The 16,674-nt window shown below is 62.6% G+C and carries 16 protein-coding genes and 1 tRNA gene; 7 read left to right on the forward strand and 10 right to left on the reverse strand.

Annotated features, from left to right (window positions below):
* Positions 1-3: 3 nt before the first annotated feature.
* The 5 genes from MEFOE_RS00220 to MEFOE_RS00240 are packed head-to-tail and all read right to left on the reverse strand — an operon-like array spanning position 4 to position 5,708.
* Positions 4-993 (reverse strand): AAA family ATPase, encoded by a 990-nt coding sequence (locus MEFOE_RS00220; RefSeq protein ID WP_235809523.1) that lies wholly within the window; start codon positions 991-993, stop codon positions 4-6.
* Positions 978-1,853 (reverse strand): DUF4350 domain-containing protein, encoded by an 876-nt coding sequence (locus tag MEFOE_RS00225; RefSeq protein WP_067046617.1) that lies wholly within the window; start codon positions 1,851-1,853, stop codon positions 978-980. Before MEFOE_RS00225 ends, MEFOE_RS00220 begins: the two co-directional genes overlap by 16 nt.
* A complete protein-coding gene (locus tag MEFOE_RS00230; protein WP_067046620.1) occupies positions 1,850-3,034 on the reverse strand; it encodes an ABC transporter substrate-binding protein in 1,185 nt (394 codons plus the stop codon). The genes MEFOE_RS00225 and MEFOE_RS00230 overlap by 4 nt, the downstream gene beginning before the upstream one ends.
* Positions 3,031-3,528 carry a hypothetical protein gene (locus MEFOE_RS13900; RefSeq protein WP_067046623.1) on the reverse strand — a complete coding sequence of 166 codons (498 nt, stop codon included), beginning with the start codon at positions 3,526-3,528 and terminating at the stop codon, positions 3,031-3,033. Before MEFOE_RS13900 ends, MEFOE_RS00230 begins: the two co-directional genes overlap by 4 nt.
* Complete coding sequence (locus tag MEFOE_RS00240) at positions 3,528-5,708, reverse strand: DEAD/DEAH box helicase (protein WP_153015813.1); 2,181 nt, start codon at positions 5,706-5,708, stop codon at positions 3,528-3,530. The genes MEFOE_RS13900 and MEFOE_RS00240 overlap by 1 nt, the downstream gene beginning before the upstream one ends.
* 53 nt (positions 5,709-5,761) lie before the next feature.
* Between MEFOE_RS00240 and MEFOE_RS00245 the strand changes: the two genes are divergently transcribed.
* Positions 5,762-6,109, forward strand: coding sequence for a 4a-hydroxytetrahydrobiopterin dehydratase (locus MEFOE_RS00245; RefSeq protein ID WP_067046627.1), 348 nt, complete (start codon positions 5,762-5,764; stop codon positions 6,107-6,109).
* Between the two features lie 207 nt (positions 6,110-6,316).
* Positions 6,317-6,391, forward strand: a tRNA-Met gene (locus MEFOE_RS00250).
* A 629-nt stretch (positions 6,392-7,020) separates the two neighbouring features.
* Here MEFOE_RS00250 and purF read toward each other — a convergent pair.
* The 3 genes from purF to MEFOE_RS00265 are packed head-to-tail and all read right to left on the reverse strand — an operon-like array spanning position 7,021 to position 8,875.
* Positions 7,021-8,433 carry an amidophosphoribosyltransferase gene (gene purF / locus MEFOE_RS00255; RefSeq protein WP_067046629.1) on the reverse strand — a complete coding sequence of 471 codons (1,413 nt, stop codon included), beginning with the start codon at positions 8,431-8,433 and terminating at the stop codon, positions 7,021-7,023.
* Positions 8,434-8,449: 16 nt separating this feature from the next.
* Positions 8,450-8,632 (reverse strand): 50S ribosomal protein L37e, encoded by a 183-nt coding sequence (locus MEFOE_RS00260; RefSeq protein ID WP_067046631.1) that lies wholly within the window; start codon positions 8,630-8,632, stop codon positions 8,450-8,452.
* Between the two features lie 15 nt (positions 8,633-8,647).
* A complete protein-coding gene (locus MEFOE_RS00265; RefSeq protein ID WP_067046633.1) occupies positions 8,648-8,875 on the reverse strand; it encodes an LSM domain-containing protein in 228 nt (75 codons plus the stop codon).
* Positions 8,876-8,985: 110 nt separating this feature from the next.
* Here MEFOE_RS00265 and MEFOE_RS00270 point away from each other — a divergent pair, with 110 nt between their 5' ends.
* The 3 genes from MEFOE_RS00270 to MEFOE_RS00280 are packed head-to-tail and all read left to right on the forward strand — an operon-like array spanning position 8,986 to position 10,441.
* Positions 8,986-9,483 carry an RNA-binding protein gene (locus tag MEFOE_RS00270; RefSeq protein WP_067046635.1) on the forward strand — a complete coding sequence of 166 codons (498 nt, stop codon included), beginning with the start codon at positions 8,986-8,988 and terminating at the stop codon, positions 9,481-9,483.
* Positions 9,484-9,530: 47 nt separating this feature from the next.
* Entirely contained in the window at positions 9,531-9,902 is a 372-nt protein-coding gene (locus tag MEFOE_RS00275; protein WP_067046637.1) for a cell division protein SepF, read from the forward strand.
* Positions 9,902-10,441, forward strand: a complete 540-nt coding sequence (locus MEFOE_RS00280; RefSeq protein WP_067046638.1) for a ZPR1 zinc finger domain-containing protein — start codon at positions 9,902-9,904, stop codon at positions 10,439-10,441. Before MEFOE_RS00275 ends, MEFOE_RS00280 begins: the two co-directional genes overlap by 1 nt.
* A gap of 580 nt (positions 10,442-11,021) precedes the next feature.
* On the opposite strand, the gene purM is transcribed toward MEFOE_RS00280, so the two are convergent.
* Positions 11,022-12,017, reverse strand: coding sequence for a phosphoribosylformylglycinamidine cyclo-ligase (gene purM / locus MEFOE_RS00285; protein ID WP_067046648.1), 996 nt, complete (start codon positions 12,015-12,017; stop codon positions 11,022-11,024).
* Positions 12,010-13,401: an aspartate kinase gene (locus MEFOE_RS00290; protein WP_067046653.1), complete on the reverse strand. Its 1,392-nt coding sequence runs from the start codon at positions 13,399-13,401 to the stop codon at positions 12,010-12,012. The genes purM and MEFOE_RS00290 overlap by 8 nt, the downstream gene beginning before the upstream one ends.
* Positions 13,402-13,481: 80 nt before the next feature.
* On the opposite strand from MEFOE_RS00290, the gene tfrA reads away from it, so the two are divergent.
* The gene (gene tfrA / locus MEFOE_RS00295; RefSeq protein ID WP_067046655.1) at positions 13,482-15,104 is read left to right on the forward strand and encodes a fumarate reductase (CoM/CoB) subunit TfrA; all 1,623 of its coding nucleotides are present in this window, start codon (positions 13,482-13,484) and stop codon (positions 15,102-15,104) included.
* Positions 15,101-16,561: a fumarate reductase (CoM/CoB) subunit TfrB gene (tfrB, locus tag MEFOE_RS00300; RefSeq protein ID WP_067046657.1), complete on the forward strand. Its 1,461-nt coding sequence runs from the start codon at positions 15,101-15,103 to the stop codon at positions 16,559-16,561. The genes tfrA and tfrB overlap by 4 nt, the downstream gene beginning before the upstream one ends.
* Positions 16,562-16,674: the final 113 nt, after the last annotated feature.

Genomic DNA, 16,674 nt, shown 5'->3' on the forward strand with positions numbered 1-16,674 from the left:
AGCTCAGGACACCTCGACGATCTGGAGAATCTCGCGCACAACCTCCCCTGTCGTCACATCGCCGATGAGGGCCTCGCGTTCGAGGATGAGGCGGTGACCGAGAACAGCGGGCGTGACCGCCTTGACGTCGTCAGGAATAACATAGGTCCTCCCCTGCAGGGCGGCATGGGCCTTCGCACCCCGCAACAGGGCAAGGGAACCGCGGGCGCTCGCGCCAAGCCTGATGTCTCCATGGGTCCTCGTTGCAGCCACAATATCGGCAATGTAGTGGAGGATCGCCTCGCTGGCATAGATCTGCCTGACAACGCCGATCATCCGGGCAATCTCTTCCGGCGTCAGGAGGGGGGCGAGGGAGACCTCGTAGTCTATCCAGTGAAGACGCCCGGTCTGGTCGCGCCGGAGAAGTTCGAGTTCGTCGTCAGAGTCAAGGTAGGAGAGGGGGAGGCTGAACATAAACCGGTCGCGCTGTGCTTCCACAAGAGAAAACGTCCCCTCGAACTCATAGGGGTTCTGCGTTGCCAGCACAATATACGGTTTCGGGAGGGAATGGGTCTCGCCGTCGATCGTCACCTGGTGCTCGCTCATCGCTTCGAGGAGGGCGGACTGGGTTTTCGGGGTCAGGCGGTTGACCTCGTCGACGAGGAGAACGTTCGAGAAGACCGGCCCCTTCTGCAGGACAAACTTGCCGGTCTCCGGGGAGAAGATTCTCACGCCCAGTATGTCGGCGGGCTGGACGTCCACCGCACCCTGGACCCGCCTGAATGAGGAGGAAAGAAGGCGCGCCATGATCTTCGCGATCGTCGTCTTTGCCGTCCCAGGAACGCCCTCAAGCAGGACCGCACCTTCGGTGAGGATGCCGATGAAGGTCATCTGGATGAGAGGTTCGTTGCCGACCACATAGCGCTGTGCGGCCTTGAGGATCTCCGCATAGGTATCGGCGATCTGGTTCACACTCTCCTCTGTCACGCCCATGCCGTCTACTTCCCGTTCCATTTTCTGAAATAACATGCAGCCGCAAGGATGAAAAGGGCAACGATACCGATCTGGAGAAGGGGCCGCTCCTTCACCCATCTGATGGCCCCGGTCACAGGCCCGGCCGTTGCCGTCCTGCTCCCCTCCTGGTCGACGAGAAGCCCCGGGCGGAGGGCGAGGAGGTTCTCGATGAACTGCCTGTTGTCCTTCCCCGTGCCTGCCATTGAGTTGAGGAAGATGCCGGGATCGCTGACGACGATCACCTCGCCCCCACCAATCTTCTCGCGGGCGCAGACGATGAAGCGGCCCATCTGTTCGTCACCATCAAGAGAGGAGTTCCCATCGGTGTCGACCCAGGAGAGAAGAGAAGTCTGGAGAAGGGGGTCGCCACCCTCCAGTGCCGCCGGCCTGTCGAGAAGGACGGCCGAAACATTCAGAAGAATCGAAGCATTTTCAACGGGGTATGCCGCAACCGCTGCGGCGGCACCGTATTCCCGGTCCACAGAGACGACAGGGCCGGAGAGGATCCGGACCGAGGCATCGAGCGCCCTGAGCATGGCGTCACCGTCCCCGAAATCGTCGCAGAGAATGATCGTGTTGTTGCGCGCCAGGAAGGCGCGCCAGGCTGCAACCCGTACGGGGTCAGGAGATCCGGAGGGGGCGATGACCAGGAGAGATACATCGTTGTAACCAGCGAGGTCGGCAGGGTCGCGGACCTCGTGCACACCCTTCTCCTCAAGGAGGGCGAAGAATGAGGATGTGCCATTCCACTGGACATTGTAGCGACTATACTGGTCGTAGGAGGTGGTGAGGTGAATCCCGGCGACAAGGAGGAGGACCAGGAGGGCGGCCACCGCAACAAGAGCACCGCCCCCCCTCATCTCACTCCTCCCGAGACATAGATCCCTGCGGATCCCGGAAGCCCCTGAAACCGGGAAAAGTATTCTGCCTGGATTGCGGCAGGGTCGAGGTCGGCGCAGAGGTCAGGGTGGAACCATGACGCGAGGTACTGGCGGCCGATGAAATACTGCGGCCCCTCGACGAGGGAGGTGTGGACCACGAAGACCTGCCCGGCTTTTACGGCACGGGTACCGGACCAGCCCGGCCTCCTGCCGATTGCATTTCGTACCTCGATGAAACGAACGGGGATCCGGTCGCCATACCCGCCCATCAGGTACGGCTCGCTGCCGACACGTTTGACGACATATTCAGGGTCCACAGCAAGAACCGCAGTGTCGCTCACCTTTTCGGTGCCGCTGAAGGCAGGCCGGCCACCGGCGGCTTTGACTTCCTCGCAGAGAGGCGTCCCCTCCCCGCACGCGGTGTAGTCAACGACGTCCTCGGCATAGACGACCGGCGCCTCGCGCGGGTGAAGGCCAGCCAGGCAGGCGCGCACCCGTTCCTCTTCCTCGTCGATGAAGCGGGAGAGAGCGGCGGCACCGTCGTTCAGGCCAAGAAGATCTCCAAGAGCCCTGACGTCCCCGAGATAGGATGCGGGGGAGGAGCAGGCGACACGCACGACAGGAAGGCCGGCCTCTGAAATGGCCTGTGCAGCACGGTCCCCGCCTGCGCCCGCCTCGACGAAGACGGCATCGGGAGCGAGGGAGAGGAGCGCGGCAGTGTCGGGGTGTTCGGGGCTCCCGACCACTGCACGGCCCGCCATCTCAGGGAAGAAAGCCGAGGCCTGTGCCGTGGCCGAATCGATCCCGACAACATTCTCCGTCGGGTACCCGATCGAACGGAGGGTCTCCAGCACGGAGGGGTGCATGACGGCTGCACGCCTGACGGGCCGGTCAAACGAAGAGGGGGTGCTCCCTGCCACACCGGCCCATGTCCAGGGCCTGCCGCCCCAGTAATAATAGACAAAGGCGGCGTCGGCAAGGTCGTCCCGCGGCGGTGCCTGACCGGTGCCATTCCGGTATTCGGTGTCCAGGTAGGCAAAGGCCGCCGAGACAAACTCCCCCTCGGAGAGGACGTCATCGCCATTGCCGTCACAGGGCAGGGCCGCTAGAGACGGAGTCACCAGCAGGAGGAGGAATACGGCGACAGGGACAGACCTCACAGAGACCGCCCCCGGAAAAAGGCCGCGGCACCCAGGGCACACAGGGCGGCCCAGGCCGTCCAGCCAGGCAGGCCCGGGGTCGGCCGGGGGGTCCCGGCACCCTCTTCGGATCCGGTCCTGACGGCAACCTCCGTCCCATCGATAGCGCCGTGTTTGTCGGCAAGGAAATCTTCCCATACGCCGGTAAAGGTGCCACTGCCGGTATCGGGGGCACGGACGCGGTACCTGACAATGGTGTCGTTCAGGACGACGAAGGAGATCTGCTGCCCCTTGATCGAGACTCTGCCGGGCGGATGGGTGGTGGAGACGAAGGTGAAGCCCGGGGGGACCGTCTCGACGATGCCGCCGACGGTGGTCCCGCTCAGGTCCAGAGTCACCATAAACTCCTCGCCGGGAGGAGGGGCGGCCGCGATTTCCCGTACAGGGACCGCCTGCACGGGGGCGGCTGCGACCGCCGCGACCATGCAGAGGAGCAGGATGAGGGCAGGCTTCATTATGGAAAATCTGGGGAAGAGGCTCCAGATATAGTTTCCTCACCCGTATGCACCGGCGCGGCGGCAAGGACCGCGGCAAGGGTGTCACAGTCATGGATGTCGGCCACGACCATCCGGGCAAAGAGAGGGAGAGGGAGGAGGGGGCCGAACTTCCAGTCGGCCGGGTCGGGCAGGGGGAGGGCGAGGGCAATGGAGGCGGCAGACCGGGCCCGTATCACACAGAGGGCGCCGTACACCTCCCCGGCCGGGTCAGGGCCGGTCACCCCTTCGACGAGGAGGCAGAGGTCGGATGCCCTGACCTTCGGGCCGTCGCCGAGGGCCTGCGCGAGGAGAGAGGCGAGTACCCTGTTGAAACGGCCGCCATGGCAGGAGAGGACAAAGATGCCTTCTGAGCATTCGGTGACAAGGAAACCTTCGGCAGGGATGCCGGCCCCGATCTCGGTGGCGATGCCCCGGACCGCCGCCTGTTCCCGGTTGGCCAGGGGGAGGGATGACCTGCCGCGGGCGAGGATGCCCTGCACGGAACGGGCGATGACCGGGCTCATCGGCGCACCGCTTCCCGACCAGAAAGGGCGGCGGTCGGAGGCGCGCGAGCCCCCACCCTCACCGACGACAGTGGCGATGCGGTGGCCGGGGTCGAGGGCGATGATCCGCCACCGCCGCCCGCCCAGGGTGCAGACTGTCCCGACTCCCCCGGCGACGAACCGCGCGTCGAGGTCGCCCACCTCCTCGCCTTCCGGCGTGAGGGCCCGGAAAGCGGCGCCCGTGGAAAAGACAGAGAGGAGGGCCGACCAGTGGGACCGGGAGAAGTCACGCTCTGCCGCGGGGCCGGGCATCAGGAAGGGGCCGTCGGCGGCAAGGTAATTGGTGGCGAGGAGGTGGTCGACGATGGCCCCGGCGTCGTCGGGCGCGATGCCGGCAAGGACCGGGGACGAAAGAAGGGACGAAAGGAGGGGACGGCGCGGGAGACGTCCCGCACCGATGAGGGCGAGGAAAAGTTGCTGGACAAAGACCGTGTACGGGAGGGAGGGAGGCCTGAGGGGTTCGACCTCACGCCGCGCCGCCGCTTCGATCGCGCCGGCCGCCAGGAGGAGGTCGAGGTCCGACCCGAGGACGAAGGCCATCCGCGCAGCCCCGCCGCGCCTGCCTGTGCGGCCGAGGCGCTGAAGGAAGGAGGAGACGGATGCCGGGGGGCCGACCTGCACGACAAGGTCGAGGCCGCCGATGTCGATGCCGAGTTCCAGGGTGCTCGTGCAGATGACGCAGGAGGAGGGGACGGAGAGGGAGTCCTCGGCCTCCCGCCGCACCGCAGCAGAGAGGGACGAGTGGTGGACGGAGAGGCGATCGACCTTCCCTTTGAGGGCGGTGGCAAGTCCTTCGGCCTCGCTCCGACTCCGCACAAAGACGAGGGCCCGTTTGCCAGCGACCAGACCGGCGACGGCGACGGCCTGCTCCTCCTTCCCCATGGCAAGAGTGAAGGAGAACTGCTTCTTCCCGGGCCTGACCGGAGAAGCGACGAGGCCGGCCTCGCGGCCGGGGCCGGAGAGCCAGGCAAGGATCTCGCCGGGGTTGCCGACCGTGGCCGAGAGGCCGATCCTCTGGAGGGGCCGGCCGGCGAGACGGTCGAGACGGTCGAGGAGACACCGGATCTGGACGCCGCGCAGGTCGGCGGCAAAGGCGTGGACCTCGTCGACAACGACGAACCTGAGGTGCGCGAGGTCGGGCCTGAGAGAGCGGTCGAGGAGGATCACCTCCAGGGACTCGGGCGTCGTGAGGAGAATGTGGGGCGGGTCGCCGCCCGACCAGGAACGCTCGCCCTTTCCGACGTCCCCGTGCCACTTTGCGACCGAGAGGCCGGCAGGGGTGCAGATCTCCAGCATCCTCTCCTCCTGGTCGTTGATCAGGGCTTTCAGGGGAGAGAGGCAGAGGCAGGCGACGCCGGGAAGACCGCCCTTCAGGACCGTATCGATCACCGGGATGAGCGCTGCCTCGGTCTTGCCCCCGGCCGTGCCGGCGACGACAAGGAGGTCGCGGCCGTCGGCGGCGGCCTGGCAGGCCGCCTCCTGCACCGGGCGCAGGTCGTCCCAGCCGAGGCGACCGGCAATAATGCCCTGAAGAGTGGGATGGAGGGAGGAGAAGACAGCCGACATGGAGAAAAGTGCGGTCTTCGTCCATAACAAGTTTTCATCGCCGAAGAGCAAACCATCATATATGAGGACGGAGAGGCACTACCATGCCTCTCAGCAAGGAGTCGGCACGGCCCATCGTGCCCGGTGCAGCGCCGCTCACCAGACCGGAAATGCTGGCCCTCCTCCCCGACGTGCCGGGGTGGTGTCTGGAGAACGGACGGTTGAGACGGAGGTTCGTCTTCAGGTCCGTCGGCGAGGCATGCACCTTCATCAACGAGGTCATCGCCCTTGGATCGGAAAGCGCCAGCCACTACCCTGACATCTGTCTCAGGAAATACCACGAGGTGGAGGTCTCCTGGTACACCCACTCCTCAGGGGGGTTGACGCGGACAGACTTCGTCCTTGCCGCACAACTGGGGGAGAGGACAGGGCCGAAAGGGTTCTTCAGATAATCCAAACACTTTTTTTTACCGGCACACGGGAAAATGGGGCAATGTCAAAGGTGAGCACGCTCTCTTTCAGGGCGGCAATCCTCGCGCTTCTTTACCCGACCGCTTCGGTTTCATCGTCTATGGGAGGAAGAGAAAGGGCAGTACATTAATCTATCCCCTGCTGCGAGGGAAACTATATACGCTGTGACAACCTTGTTAATATACCGGAGCGAGGTAGGGTAGTCAGGAAATCCCGACGGGCTCATAACCCGTAGACCGATGGTTCAAATCCATCCCTCGCTACTATTCTGATACTTTTTCAAAGCGCAGAGCGTTTTTTCCCCACGACAACACCGTACAGCCCAGGGGCCACATAAAACAAGCATATTTCGCCTGCGGGCAGCTCGAAGATGTGCCTGAGATACTGTCAAACCACCACGAGCACATCCACCCCGGGATGACAGGAAAGAGGATCAGAACTTCTTCTGCCCGAAACATCCAGTCCATGAGGTCATCCCAGAACTGATCAGACCCTCTGTCCTGTCAATGGAATGATCGGTATGCGGTTCTGAAAAATCCTGTTCTGGTGTCTTGTCCGGGGGGTTTCACCCCCCGGTCCCCCCATCATTGCGATAGGGGGGGATGGCAGTCTTCTTCGATATACAGGGATTATCCTTCCCCCGTCCTATCCTATTTTCGGGGGTCCGGGGGCGTCAGTCCCCCGGAAGAGAGGTCGGGGAAGGCGGGGATTTCGCACGATTCTTCAGGGAATTCAGGAAAATATCGACCCGAACATGATATTCTCTCCCGACCCCTCGCAGGGGGACCGGGGCCCCCGGATCTTTTGGAGGGACAGAAACTCCTGCCCCGATCCCCGTTCACTCCTTCTGCGAGTGCGACAGCGAGAGAAAGAAGAGAAAGAAGAAAAGGGATCAGTCCAGTTCCAGACGCGTCTGGACGCTCCCTTTCGCAAACTCAATGCACCGGCAGTCGCAGCACTCCCCGCAGACCTCGACCGGGTACTTCCCGGTGAGGCAGGCGGTGCAGAGGTTGCCGATGTCGATGCCGATCGCCTCCACCATCCTGTCCAGAGGGACATGGTAGAGGGAGTCGGCATGGATGAGGTCGCGGACCTCGTCGGTACTCCGCTCATTTGCGATGAGTTCGGTCCGTGTCGGGAAGTCGACCCCGAGATAACAGGGAGCGATGATCGGGGGCGAACCGACCCTGAGATGAACTTCTTTCGCCCCGGCGTCTCTGACGATGTCGATGAGCCGCCGTGAGGTCGTGCCCCGGACAACCGAGTCGTCGATGAGCACGACAGACTTGTTCTCCAGGTGCTTCTTGATCGGGTTGAGCTTGATGCGCACGGCGTTCTCCCGCTTCCGCTGGTTCGGCATGATGAATGTCCGGCCCATATACCGGTTCTTCATCAGGCCCTCCAGGTACGGGGTACCCGACGCCGTCGAATAACCGATCGCGTATGCCGTCCCCGAATCAGGCACCGGGGCGACCATGTCGGCGCCGACCGGCGCACCGCGGGCGAGAACCTCACCGATCTTCCGGCGGGCGTCATAGACAAGAGTGCCGTCGATGACCGAGTCTGCCCGTGCGAAATAGACATACTCGAACATGCAGTGGGCGCGCCGGTCAGACGTCGCGATCTGGACAGACCGGATCCCGTTCTCCGTGACCGTGATCAGTTCGCCGGGCCGCACGTCCCTGAGCAGGGTGCCGTTCAGGGCGTCGATCGCAACGCTCTCCGAGGCCACGATATATCCGGTCTCGGTGCGCCCGATGCAGAGGGGCTTGATCCCGAGAGGGTCGCGGAAGGCGTACAGCGTCTCGTCGAGCATCAGCACGACCGAGTACGACCCCCGCAACTTCCGCATCGCCACACCGACGGCGTCCTCGACAGAGCCCGAGTCGCGGAGCTCGTGGGCGAGGATCGTCGCGATCACCTCGGAATCGGTGCTTGTGCAGAAGATCTGTCCGTCCTGTTCATAGGCGGACCGCAGGGCATCGGTATTCACGAGGTTGCCGTTGTGAGCAAGGGAGAGCGTATGATCTCTACAGACAAAATTGAATGGCTGGATGTTCTCCGGCAGGTTTGCACCGGTCGTCGGATACCGGACATGCCCGATACCAACGTTCCCGCTGAGCTTCTGGAGTATCTGCTCATCAAATACCTCGGCCACAAGCCCTTTGCCCTTGTGGACATAGGGCCGGTGGTCAAAAGTGGACATCCCCGCGCTCTCCTGCCCGCGGTGCTGGAGAGCGTACAGGGCATAGTATAGCGGGAAAGAGACACCGCCAGCATCCACGATGCCAACGATCCCACACATGATCTGACCTGAAAACTTAATGGGTCGGGATCCGGGAACGCTTCGTCGTCCACTTGTGACTGACCAGTTTCTTGCTCCGCCCGAAACCACAGGCAGAGCAGACCTTGTGCCGTGCGTGGAAGGACATCTTCCCGCACCGGCGGCAGATAATGTGACTGTGCTTCTGCCGCTTACCCATTGATGGTGTACCTTTCGTCATAACCGTTCACCGTAATTATTCAACAGAGGGAGATATATAGATCACATTGTCCCCGCGTACGATCAACGTACCGCGTTTCTCCACCTTGCCTTCGATCTCTTCTTCGGCCCGATCGAGGACGAGGTTTAAATGGACGTCGTAACCCTGCAGGACTCCGCGGATCTCACGCCCGCCTTTCAGAGAAATGATAACAGGCTGGCCGTTGAGCACCTGATCCAGAATCTCTAGTGGTCTTTTTGTCATGGCAATTACCTTTCAGACCTCTTCAAGAGTACCATACGTGCGTGGGGAATCTACTTAAATATACCGCGTCGAACGGTTTAAAGCGGAATAGACCAGAATCGTGGTGAACAATGGAAGAGATAAAGGTCAAAAAAAGGCACACGATCAAAAAATCAGAGATCGCGCGCATCAGAAACGCCCTGAAAGATGAAATCGGAGACGAAGAGACACTTTTCACATCAAAGAGTATCGAGGTCGTAGAAACGACGTCGGCCTTCAGCATCTATCTGGTGGAGAAAAAACCCGCTTTCATGGCCTTCGAGGACTGGATCTTCCCGACGGTGCGTGGGGCGATCGATCATCCCTTCGCCGCCCGGAGGATCACGATCGATTCCGGGGCCGTGCCGTACGTGATGAACGGTGCCGACATCATGCGCCCCGGCATCGTCGCCGCCACGCCGGACATAAAGAAGGACAGTCCGTGTATCATTGCCGAGGAGAGGTACGGCAAGCCCCTCGCGGTGGGCATCTCCCTGTACGACGCGGCAGACCTCCTTGCACTGGAGAAGGGAAAGGCCGTCAGGACGGTTCACCGCGTCGGAGACCTGATCTGGAACCTGGAACTCTGAGGATGGATTGGATAGCATTAAATAAATTCCATTCTACAGTTCTTTCCATGGGTAAATTTCTCGATTCCATCATGGGCAAGAGCGCTCCTGCACATCAGGACGACTATATGGAACTGGATCTGGCATCGTATGAGGGTACGGCCAGTGACGAGCCCGCATCGATGCTTGTGAAAGTCGCCCAGATCGCCGATATCAAGGACACCCCCCGCGTGAAGGACGAGGTTTACAATGGCAATGTTGTCATCGTCGACATATCCCGGCTGAAACTTGACAAGATCATGTACGAGCGGGTCTTAAAAGACCTCAGGGAGGTTGCCAATGATGTCAACGGCGACATCATCGGCCTCGGGGACCAGCATTACGTCATCGTCACCCCCATGTCCGTGAAGATCTCCCGTGAGAGGATCGGAGGAGCGTAGTGCGGAACGTCCTGCATGCGCCCTGTCCGATCTGTAAACAGGAGATCGAGTATATCTACCAGACGGAAGAAATCCCATATTTTTCCGAGATCCTCATCGAGAGCGCGGTCTGTCCCTGCGGTTGGCGGATGGCCGACACCTTCATTCTCCGGAACGGCCAGCCCGAAAGAAGCGAGATACGGGTCTCGGGCGAGGACGATCTCTCGGTGCGGGTGGTGCGCAGTTCTGCCGGCACGATCGAGGTGCCCGAACTCGGGATCACGGTGAATCCCGGGCCGGCGTCGGAGGGGTTCATAACCAATGTCGAGGGGGTGCTCGACCGGATCGAGGACGCTCTCGATATCGCCCTGAAGACGGCCGACAGCGAGGAAAGGGACCGGGCCCTCTCCATCAAGGCGCAGATCGAGGCGGTCAAGCGCGGCGAGGAGAGCATCACCCTGGTCATCGACGACCCCTCGGGCAACTCCGCAATTATCAGAAACCCGAAGGACGCTGATGCCGACCAAGAAGAAGAACAGGCCGGGCAGACCTCGCCCTGACCTGATACGATCTTTTCTGGCTCTTTTGAATCTGTATCCCGACCGATCTTTTCCCTGATCGCATGATGAGCGGCGTGGACCCCTCCACCTTCCTCTCACTCTCCGCCTATCAGCCCCCTTCTCCACCATCGAGACTGGAGGGCGGCAATCCACGACAGGCAGGAGGAGGAAGGCGGCTGAGCTGCGTTTTCTCTCAGGGAATGGGGAGAGATATAGACCGGAGCATGATGATTTACTGGCTTTGTCGAAACCCTCGCGAAAGTCCTTCCCGAAGCGAGAGGGGGAAAAATCCTGTTCTGAAGGGCCTGTTCCGGGGGGTTTCACCCCCCGGTCCCCCCACCATTACGATAGGACAATGGACGGTAGACATCTTCAGGCTGCAGGGTTTATCCATTCAAGGTCCAATCCTGAGCGGGGGTCCGGGGGCTGCGAACGGAGTGAGCACAAGAAAATCTCTGATTTTCGGCGTCAGTCCCCCGGCCTCGATTAAGGGAAAAAGGTTGATCGGCACTTCTCTTCATGGGATCATAGGAAGAATTGACAGAGGCAGGAGGGCTTCAACAAAACCAAAAAAAGAAGATCAGTGGATCTTCACGCCGCGGAGGTACGCACCGCTCTCCGGGACGACGGTGCCCGCCACCTGCACGTCGGGGATGACCGCCCTGAGGGCAGGGAGGTTTGCCTCGGGGATGACAAAGGCATAACCCATACCCATATTGAAGGTGCGGTACATCTCGTTCTCGTCAAGACCGCCCAACTCCTGGATCCAGGCAAGGATCTCGGGGACAGGCAGGGGGTCGGTGATGTCGAAACCGTACTTCGAGAGGCGGGTGAAGTTCAGGAGGCCGCCGCCGGTGATGTGGCACATGCCGTGGACGTCGCAGACCGCGGCGGCGTCGAGGGCCTCGCGGTAGATCCGCGTCGGCGTGAGGAGGGCCTCGCCGACCGTCCGTCCCGACGGGAGGACGACGTCGTAACCGCCGTTCTCCAGGGCGACCTTCCGGGCGAGGGTGTAACCGTTCGAGTGGACGCCTGTCGAGGGCACGCCGACGATGAGGTCGCCGGGGGCGATCGTCTCACCGGTGACGACCTTATCTTTCTTCTGGGCGCCAAGGCAGGTGCCTGCAAGGTCGAGGCCGGTGACAAGGCCCTTCAGGGTCGCAGTCTCCCCGCCGACGATGTTCATGTTCGCCTGGCGCGCCCCTTCATTGAGGCCGATCCCGATCTGGCGCATCTTATCCACGGAAATACCCTCAGTGGCGATATAATCGACGAAGGCCACCGGCTCCAGGTTCATCACGAAGAGGTCGTTGACATTCATCGCCACACAGTCGATGCCGACCGTCGACCAGTCCTGCAGGCCGTCGGCGACGAGCATCTTCGTGCCGACGCCGTCGACGGCAAGGGCGAGCACCATGTCGCCGAAGTCGATGAGCCCGGCAAAGTGGCCGACGCTCCCGAGCATCGGGAAGGAGCCCTGACGCCGGTAGGAAAGCTGGTCAATAAGCGTGCGCACGCCCCGCGCTTCGAGATCGATGTCCACGCCGGCTTCGGCGTACCCTGTACCTTTACTCATCTTTACATTCCTCAGAAAGCCTGAATTCGTCGTGGAGCACCTGCAGTGCCTTTCTGCTCTCGTCCTGCCGCACCACGAACGAGACGTTCACCTCTGACGAACCCTGCGAGATCATCATCACATTGACCCCGGCCTGACCGAGGGCGGTGAAGATCCTGCCCGATATCCCGGGCGTCCCGGCCATGCCTGCGCCGATGACCGCGATCGCCACGACGTTCCGGTCGGAGGTGACCTCGCGGACAAGGCCGCTCTTCACCGGGGCCGAGAGCACCTCGAGGGCGAGAGGCAGGTCGTTCTCCTCGATGATCAGGGAGATGTTCGCCTGCGACGAGGCCTGCGAGATCATCATCACATTGATCCCGGCGTCGCCGAGAGCGGTGAAGATCTCCCTGGCCACGCCCGGCCTGCCGATCATCTGGACACCGTTGATGTTGACGAGGGCGACGCGGGCGATGTGGGTGATCGCCTTGACGACACGCTTCTCCTTCTGCTCCTGCCGGCGGACGACTGTGCCGGGAGAGTCAGGGTTGAAAGTATTCTTCACCCGGACGATGGTGTCCTTCTCCATCGCGGGTTCGATCGTCTTCGGGTGGAGGACCTTCGCCCCGAAGTACGAGAGTTCCATCGCTTCGCGGTAGCTGACATAGGGCAGGACACGGACATCTGCAATGATCTTCGGGTCGGAGGTCATCACGCCGTCGACGTCGGTCCAGATCCAGATCTCGTCGGCGTCGATGGCGCGGCCGACGATCGCAGCCGAGTAGTCTGAACCGCTGCGGCCGAGAGTGGTGACGATGCCTTCGGGGGTGCAGCCCATGTAGCCGGTGATCACCGGCATGCCGTCCATGAGCAGGGGGACGACCCGGCTGTGAATACGGGGGTCGCTCTGCGGCAGGACAAGAGCGTCGCCGTGCTTGCTCGTCGTCAGGATCCCGGCTTCGCAGCCGTCAAGGGCGGTGGAGGGAATGCCCCGCTCCCTGATCGCGGCCGAGAGGATGAGCGCCGAAAGACGCTCGCCATAGCTGACGATATAGTCCTTCGAACGCTGGGTGAGTTCATGGAGGGCGTGAACCGCCGTAAGGATGTGTTCGAGGTTGACAAGGCGCTCGTTGATGACAGCCCCCACCTCTTCGGCCTGGCCGGGAGCGGCGGCTTCGAGCGTCTTGAGATGTTTCGCCCGGAGAGCCTGGATAAATGCGGCAATCGGGGGCTCTTCTACAGATGATTCGGCCTCGGCAGCGATCGCATGGAGTTGATCGGTGACGCCCGACATCGCCGATACGACGACCGCCACCTCATGCCCTTCGGCATGGTAGCGGGCGAGGATGTCGACAGTCCGCCCGATCGCCCCGGCATCGCCGACCGAGGTGCCGCCAAATTTCATTACAAGCCTCATTTATGGCTCACTCTCACTGGTCCCACACAATGGTATTTATGTACTGACACTTCCCACGGTATAATAGGATGCGCGCGCTGGATAGTATCGACTGCCATACCCTTGTCATCGGGAGTGGCGGCGCCGGAGTGAGGGCGGCGATCGAAGCCGACCGGTATGGCGAGACGGTCCTCCTCTCGAAGAGCATCACCGGAAAGGGGGGGTGCACGACGATGGCGGAGGGCGGGTACAACGCCGTTTTGCGGGAAGGTGATGCCTGCTCGGTGCATGCGGAGGACACCCTCAGGGGAGGGGCGTACCTCAACGACCCGGCCCTGGTCGAGGCTCTTGCCGCCGACGCCCCCGCGCGCCTTGCCGACCTCGTCTCCTGGGGCGCCGTCTTCGACGCCTCCGCGGACGGCGAGGTGGCCCAGCGATCTTTCGGCGGGCAGAGTATCCCGCGGACCTGCTATGCAGGCGACAGGACAGGGCACGAGATCATGGCGACGCTGATGGAGCGTCTCCGCGGGAGCGGGGTCGAGCGGATCGAGGAGACCGCCGCCATAGATCTCCTGAAGGACGGGGAGAGGGTCTGCGGAGCCCTCGTCCTCGACAAAAAAGGCGAGATCGTTCCTATCAGGGCGGACGCCGTCGTCCTTGCCGCAGGCGGGGGGGCGAGAGCCTATGACGTCTCCACGAACTCCGGGACAGGGACGGGGGACGGTTTCGCCCTGGGGTACCGGGCCGGGGCCGAACTCATCGACATGGAGATGGTCCAGTTCCACCCGACAGGCGCCGTGTACCCGTACGACGCCCGCGGTCGCCTGGTCACCGAGGCGGTGCGGGGCGAGGGCGGGCGCCTCATCAACACGTCGGGCGAGCGCTTCATGGCATATTATGACGAGAAGAGGATGGAACTCTCCACCAGGGACGTCGTCGCCCGGGCGATCGCCACCGAAGTGCTGGAGGGACGGGGGACGACGAACGGCGGCGTCTGGCTCGACGTCACCCACCTCCCGGCAGAGACGATCGAGGAGCGCCTGCCCGTGATGCTGGCACAGTTCCTCAGGTTCGGCGTGGACATCAGGAAAGAACCGATGGAGGTCGCCCCGACGGCCCACCACATCATGGGCGGCCTTCGCATCACCCCTGAGGGGCAGACAAGCCCCCCCGGCCTCTTTGCCTGCGGCGAAACGGTGGGCGGGGTCCACGGGGCAAACCGCCTCGGCGGCAACGCCCTGGCCGACACCCAGGTCTTCGGGAAGCGGGCAGGCGAGGCCGCGGGGAAGGCGCCGAAACGTGTCGCACGGATCGACCCGGCGCAGGTCGAGGCGCAGGAGCGGCGTATCGCCGCGTTCTTCGAGGGCACCGAGTCCCCTGACGGCGTGAAGGGGCGCCTCCAGCAGGCGATGTGGAACGGCGCCGGGATCAGGCGGGACAGTGCCGGGCTGAAGCGGACCCTGGCAACCGTCGAAGAACTCGCCGCGTTGCCTCTCAGGGCGGCGACACCGCGGAACCTCATCGAGTGCTGCGGGGTGCAGAACCTCTGCACGACCTCGATGCTCATCTGCAGGTCGGCCCTCCTGCGCCCGGAGAGCCGCGGCGCTCACTGGAGGACCGACGTCGCCCAGACCTGGGACGCACAGACCTCTCCTTTCGGTCACACGCACATCAGCCGTGCCGGCGCTTCCATCGAGGAGATGAGGGGATGAAGAGCATCACCTTTACAATCGCGCGTTTCGATCCCGAGTCCGAGAAAGAACCGCATTTCGAGGAATACTCTGTCGAGGTGCACGAGGGGGCGCGGGTTCTCCATGCTCTCCATGCCGTCCACGCACAGGACCCCTCCCTTGCCTATCGCTGGTGTTGCGGTTCGGGCCAGTGCGGCAGTTGTGCGGTCCGCGTGGACGGCGACCCCGCCCTTGCCTGCCTTACCGAGGCACGGGACGGGATGGTCATCGCACCTCTCGACCTCCCTGTGGTGAAGGACCTGGAGGTGGACCTCGCGCCGTACCTCGGCCGCCTCTCCTTCCTCATCCCGGGCGGGTGCGGGGGTTTCCCGACAAAGGAGGAAATCAATGCGATCAAGCCCCTGCGGGAGTGCATCGAGTGCATGTCCTGCGTCTCGGTCTGTCCGGCCCTGAAGGTGACGGACTTTGCCGGGCCGACGGCGATGCGGCAGGAACTCCGCCTCGCTCTCGACCCGAGAGACGCCGGCGACCGCATCCCTGAGGCCGTCGAAAAGGGGCTCTTCTGCTGCACAAGTTGCCAGAAGTGCTGGAAGGTCTGCCCGAAGGAGATCAAGATCCCGGGAAAGGCGATCGAAAAACTGCGGGAGATCGCAAACAGGCAGGGCCTGACCCTGCCAAGACACGCCGAGGTGGCCGAACTTGTCAGGCAGACCGGCCGGAGCGTCACCAGGACAAAGAAGACCCTCCTCGAACAGGTGCCCGAGGTGACCGAGCCGTACGGCGAGGTGCGGGCGACTGTCGGGTTCTTTGTGGGCTGCATGTACAACGGCCGTCTCCCCGAGACCGCTCTCGACATGCTCGAAGTGATGAGAAGGAACGGCATCAGGGTTGTCATCCCGCACGAGCAGGTCTGCTGTGGGTCGCCCCTGATCAGGACAGGCCAGACCACCTTCCTCGACCACCTGAAGAGGCGGAATATCGAGGCATTCAGGACCCGGGATATCGACACCGTGATGACGATGTGCGCCGGGTGCGGGTCGACCCTGAAGCATGATTACAAAACCCCGTTCAGGGTGATGGACGCCACCGAGGTGTTGACAGAGTACGGGATCGAGGACCCGGCAAAACTCCCCCTCACCGCGACCTACCACGACCCCTGCCACCTCCTGCGAGGGCAGGACGTCCGCGACCAGCCGCGGGAACTCCTGAAATTGGTTGTCGACCGCTTTGTCGAGACACCGAACCAGTGCTGCGGGTCGGGCGGCGGGGTCCGCGCCGGTATGCCGGAGGAGGCGGCCGCACTCGGGAAGATGCGGGGCGAGGCCTTCGAGAAGAGTGGGGCCGAGATCGTCGTCTCATGCTGCCCCTTCTGTGAGTTCCATATTTCGGAAAATACGAAACTCCCGGTGAAAGACCTCATGACCCTGCTACGCGAGGGGTACGAGGAGAAGGATCGAAAGGAGCAGAAAAAGGCGTAGACCTGCGCCCGGACCAACAAAAATACCATTTCTGGCGTTTAGAAATCCTGTTTTGACATATCGGAACAGGGGGAATGACGCCCCCGACCCCCGAATCAGGATAGGGCCGGGGC

The organism is Methanofollis ethanolicus, assembly GCF_001571385.1.
GTDB classification, from domain to species: domain Archaea; phylum Halobacteriota; class Methanomicrobia; order Methanomicrobiales; family Methanofollaceae; genus Methanofollis; species Methanofollis ethanolicus.

Excerpts from the sequence above, each read along its gene's own strand:
- MEFOE_RS00220 (WP_235809523.1), bottom strand. The coding sequence starts at position 993 with ATGGAACGGGAAGTAGACGGCATGGGCGTGACAGAGGAGAGTGTGAAC.
- MEFOE_RS00225 (WP_067046617.1), bottom strand. The coding sequence starts at position 1,853 with ATGAGGGGGGGCGGTGCTCTTGTTGCGGTGGCCGCCCTCCTGGTCCTC.
- MEFOE_RS13900 (WP_067046623.1), bottom strand. The coding sequence starts at position 3,528 with ATGAAGCCTGCCCTCATCCTGCTCCTCTGCATGGTCGCGGCGGTCGCA.
- MEFOE_RS00245 (WP_067046627.1), top strand. The coding sequence starts at position 5,762 with ATGCCTCTCAGCAAGGAGTCGGCACGGCCCATCGTGCCCGGTGCAGCG.
- purF (WP_067046629.1), bottom strand. The coding sequence starts at position 8,433 with ATGTGTGGGATCGTTGGCATCGTGGATGCTGGCGGTGTCTCTTTCCCG.
- MEFOE_RS00260 (WP_067046631.1), bottom strand. The coding sequence starts at position 8,632 with ATGACGAAAGGTACACCATCAATGGGTAAGCGGCAGAAGCACAGTCAC.
- MEFOE_RS00265 (WP_067046633.1), bottom strand. The coding sequence starts at position 8,875 with ATGACAAAAAGACCACTAGAGATTCTGGATCAGGTGCTCAACGGCCAG.
- MEFOE_RS00270 (WP_067046635.1), top strand. The coding sequence starts at position 8,986 with ATGGAAGAGATAAAGGTCAAAAAAAGGCACACGATCAAAAAATCAGAG.
- MEFOE_RS00275 (WP_067046637.1), top strand. The coding sequence starts at position 9,531 with ATGGGTAAATTTCTCGATTCCATCATGGGCAAGAGCGCTCCTGCACAT.
- purM (WP_067046648.1), bottom strand. The coding sequence starts at position 12,017 with ATGAGTAAAGGTACAGGGTACGCCGAAGCCGGCGTGGACATCGATCTC.
- MEFOE_RS00290 (WP_067046653.1), bottom strand. The coding sequence starts at position 13,401 with ATGAAATTTGGCGGCACCTCGGTCGGCGATGCCGGGGCGATCGGGCGG.
- tfrA (WP_067046655.1), top strand. The coding sequence starts at position 13,482 with ATGCGCGCGCTGGATAGTATCGACTGCCATACCCTTGTCATCGGGAGT.
- tfrB (WP_067046657.1), top strand. The coding sequence starts at position 15,101 with ATGAAGAGCATCACCTTTACAATCGCGCGTTTCGATCCCGAGTCCGAG.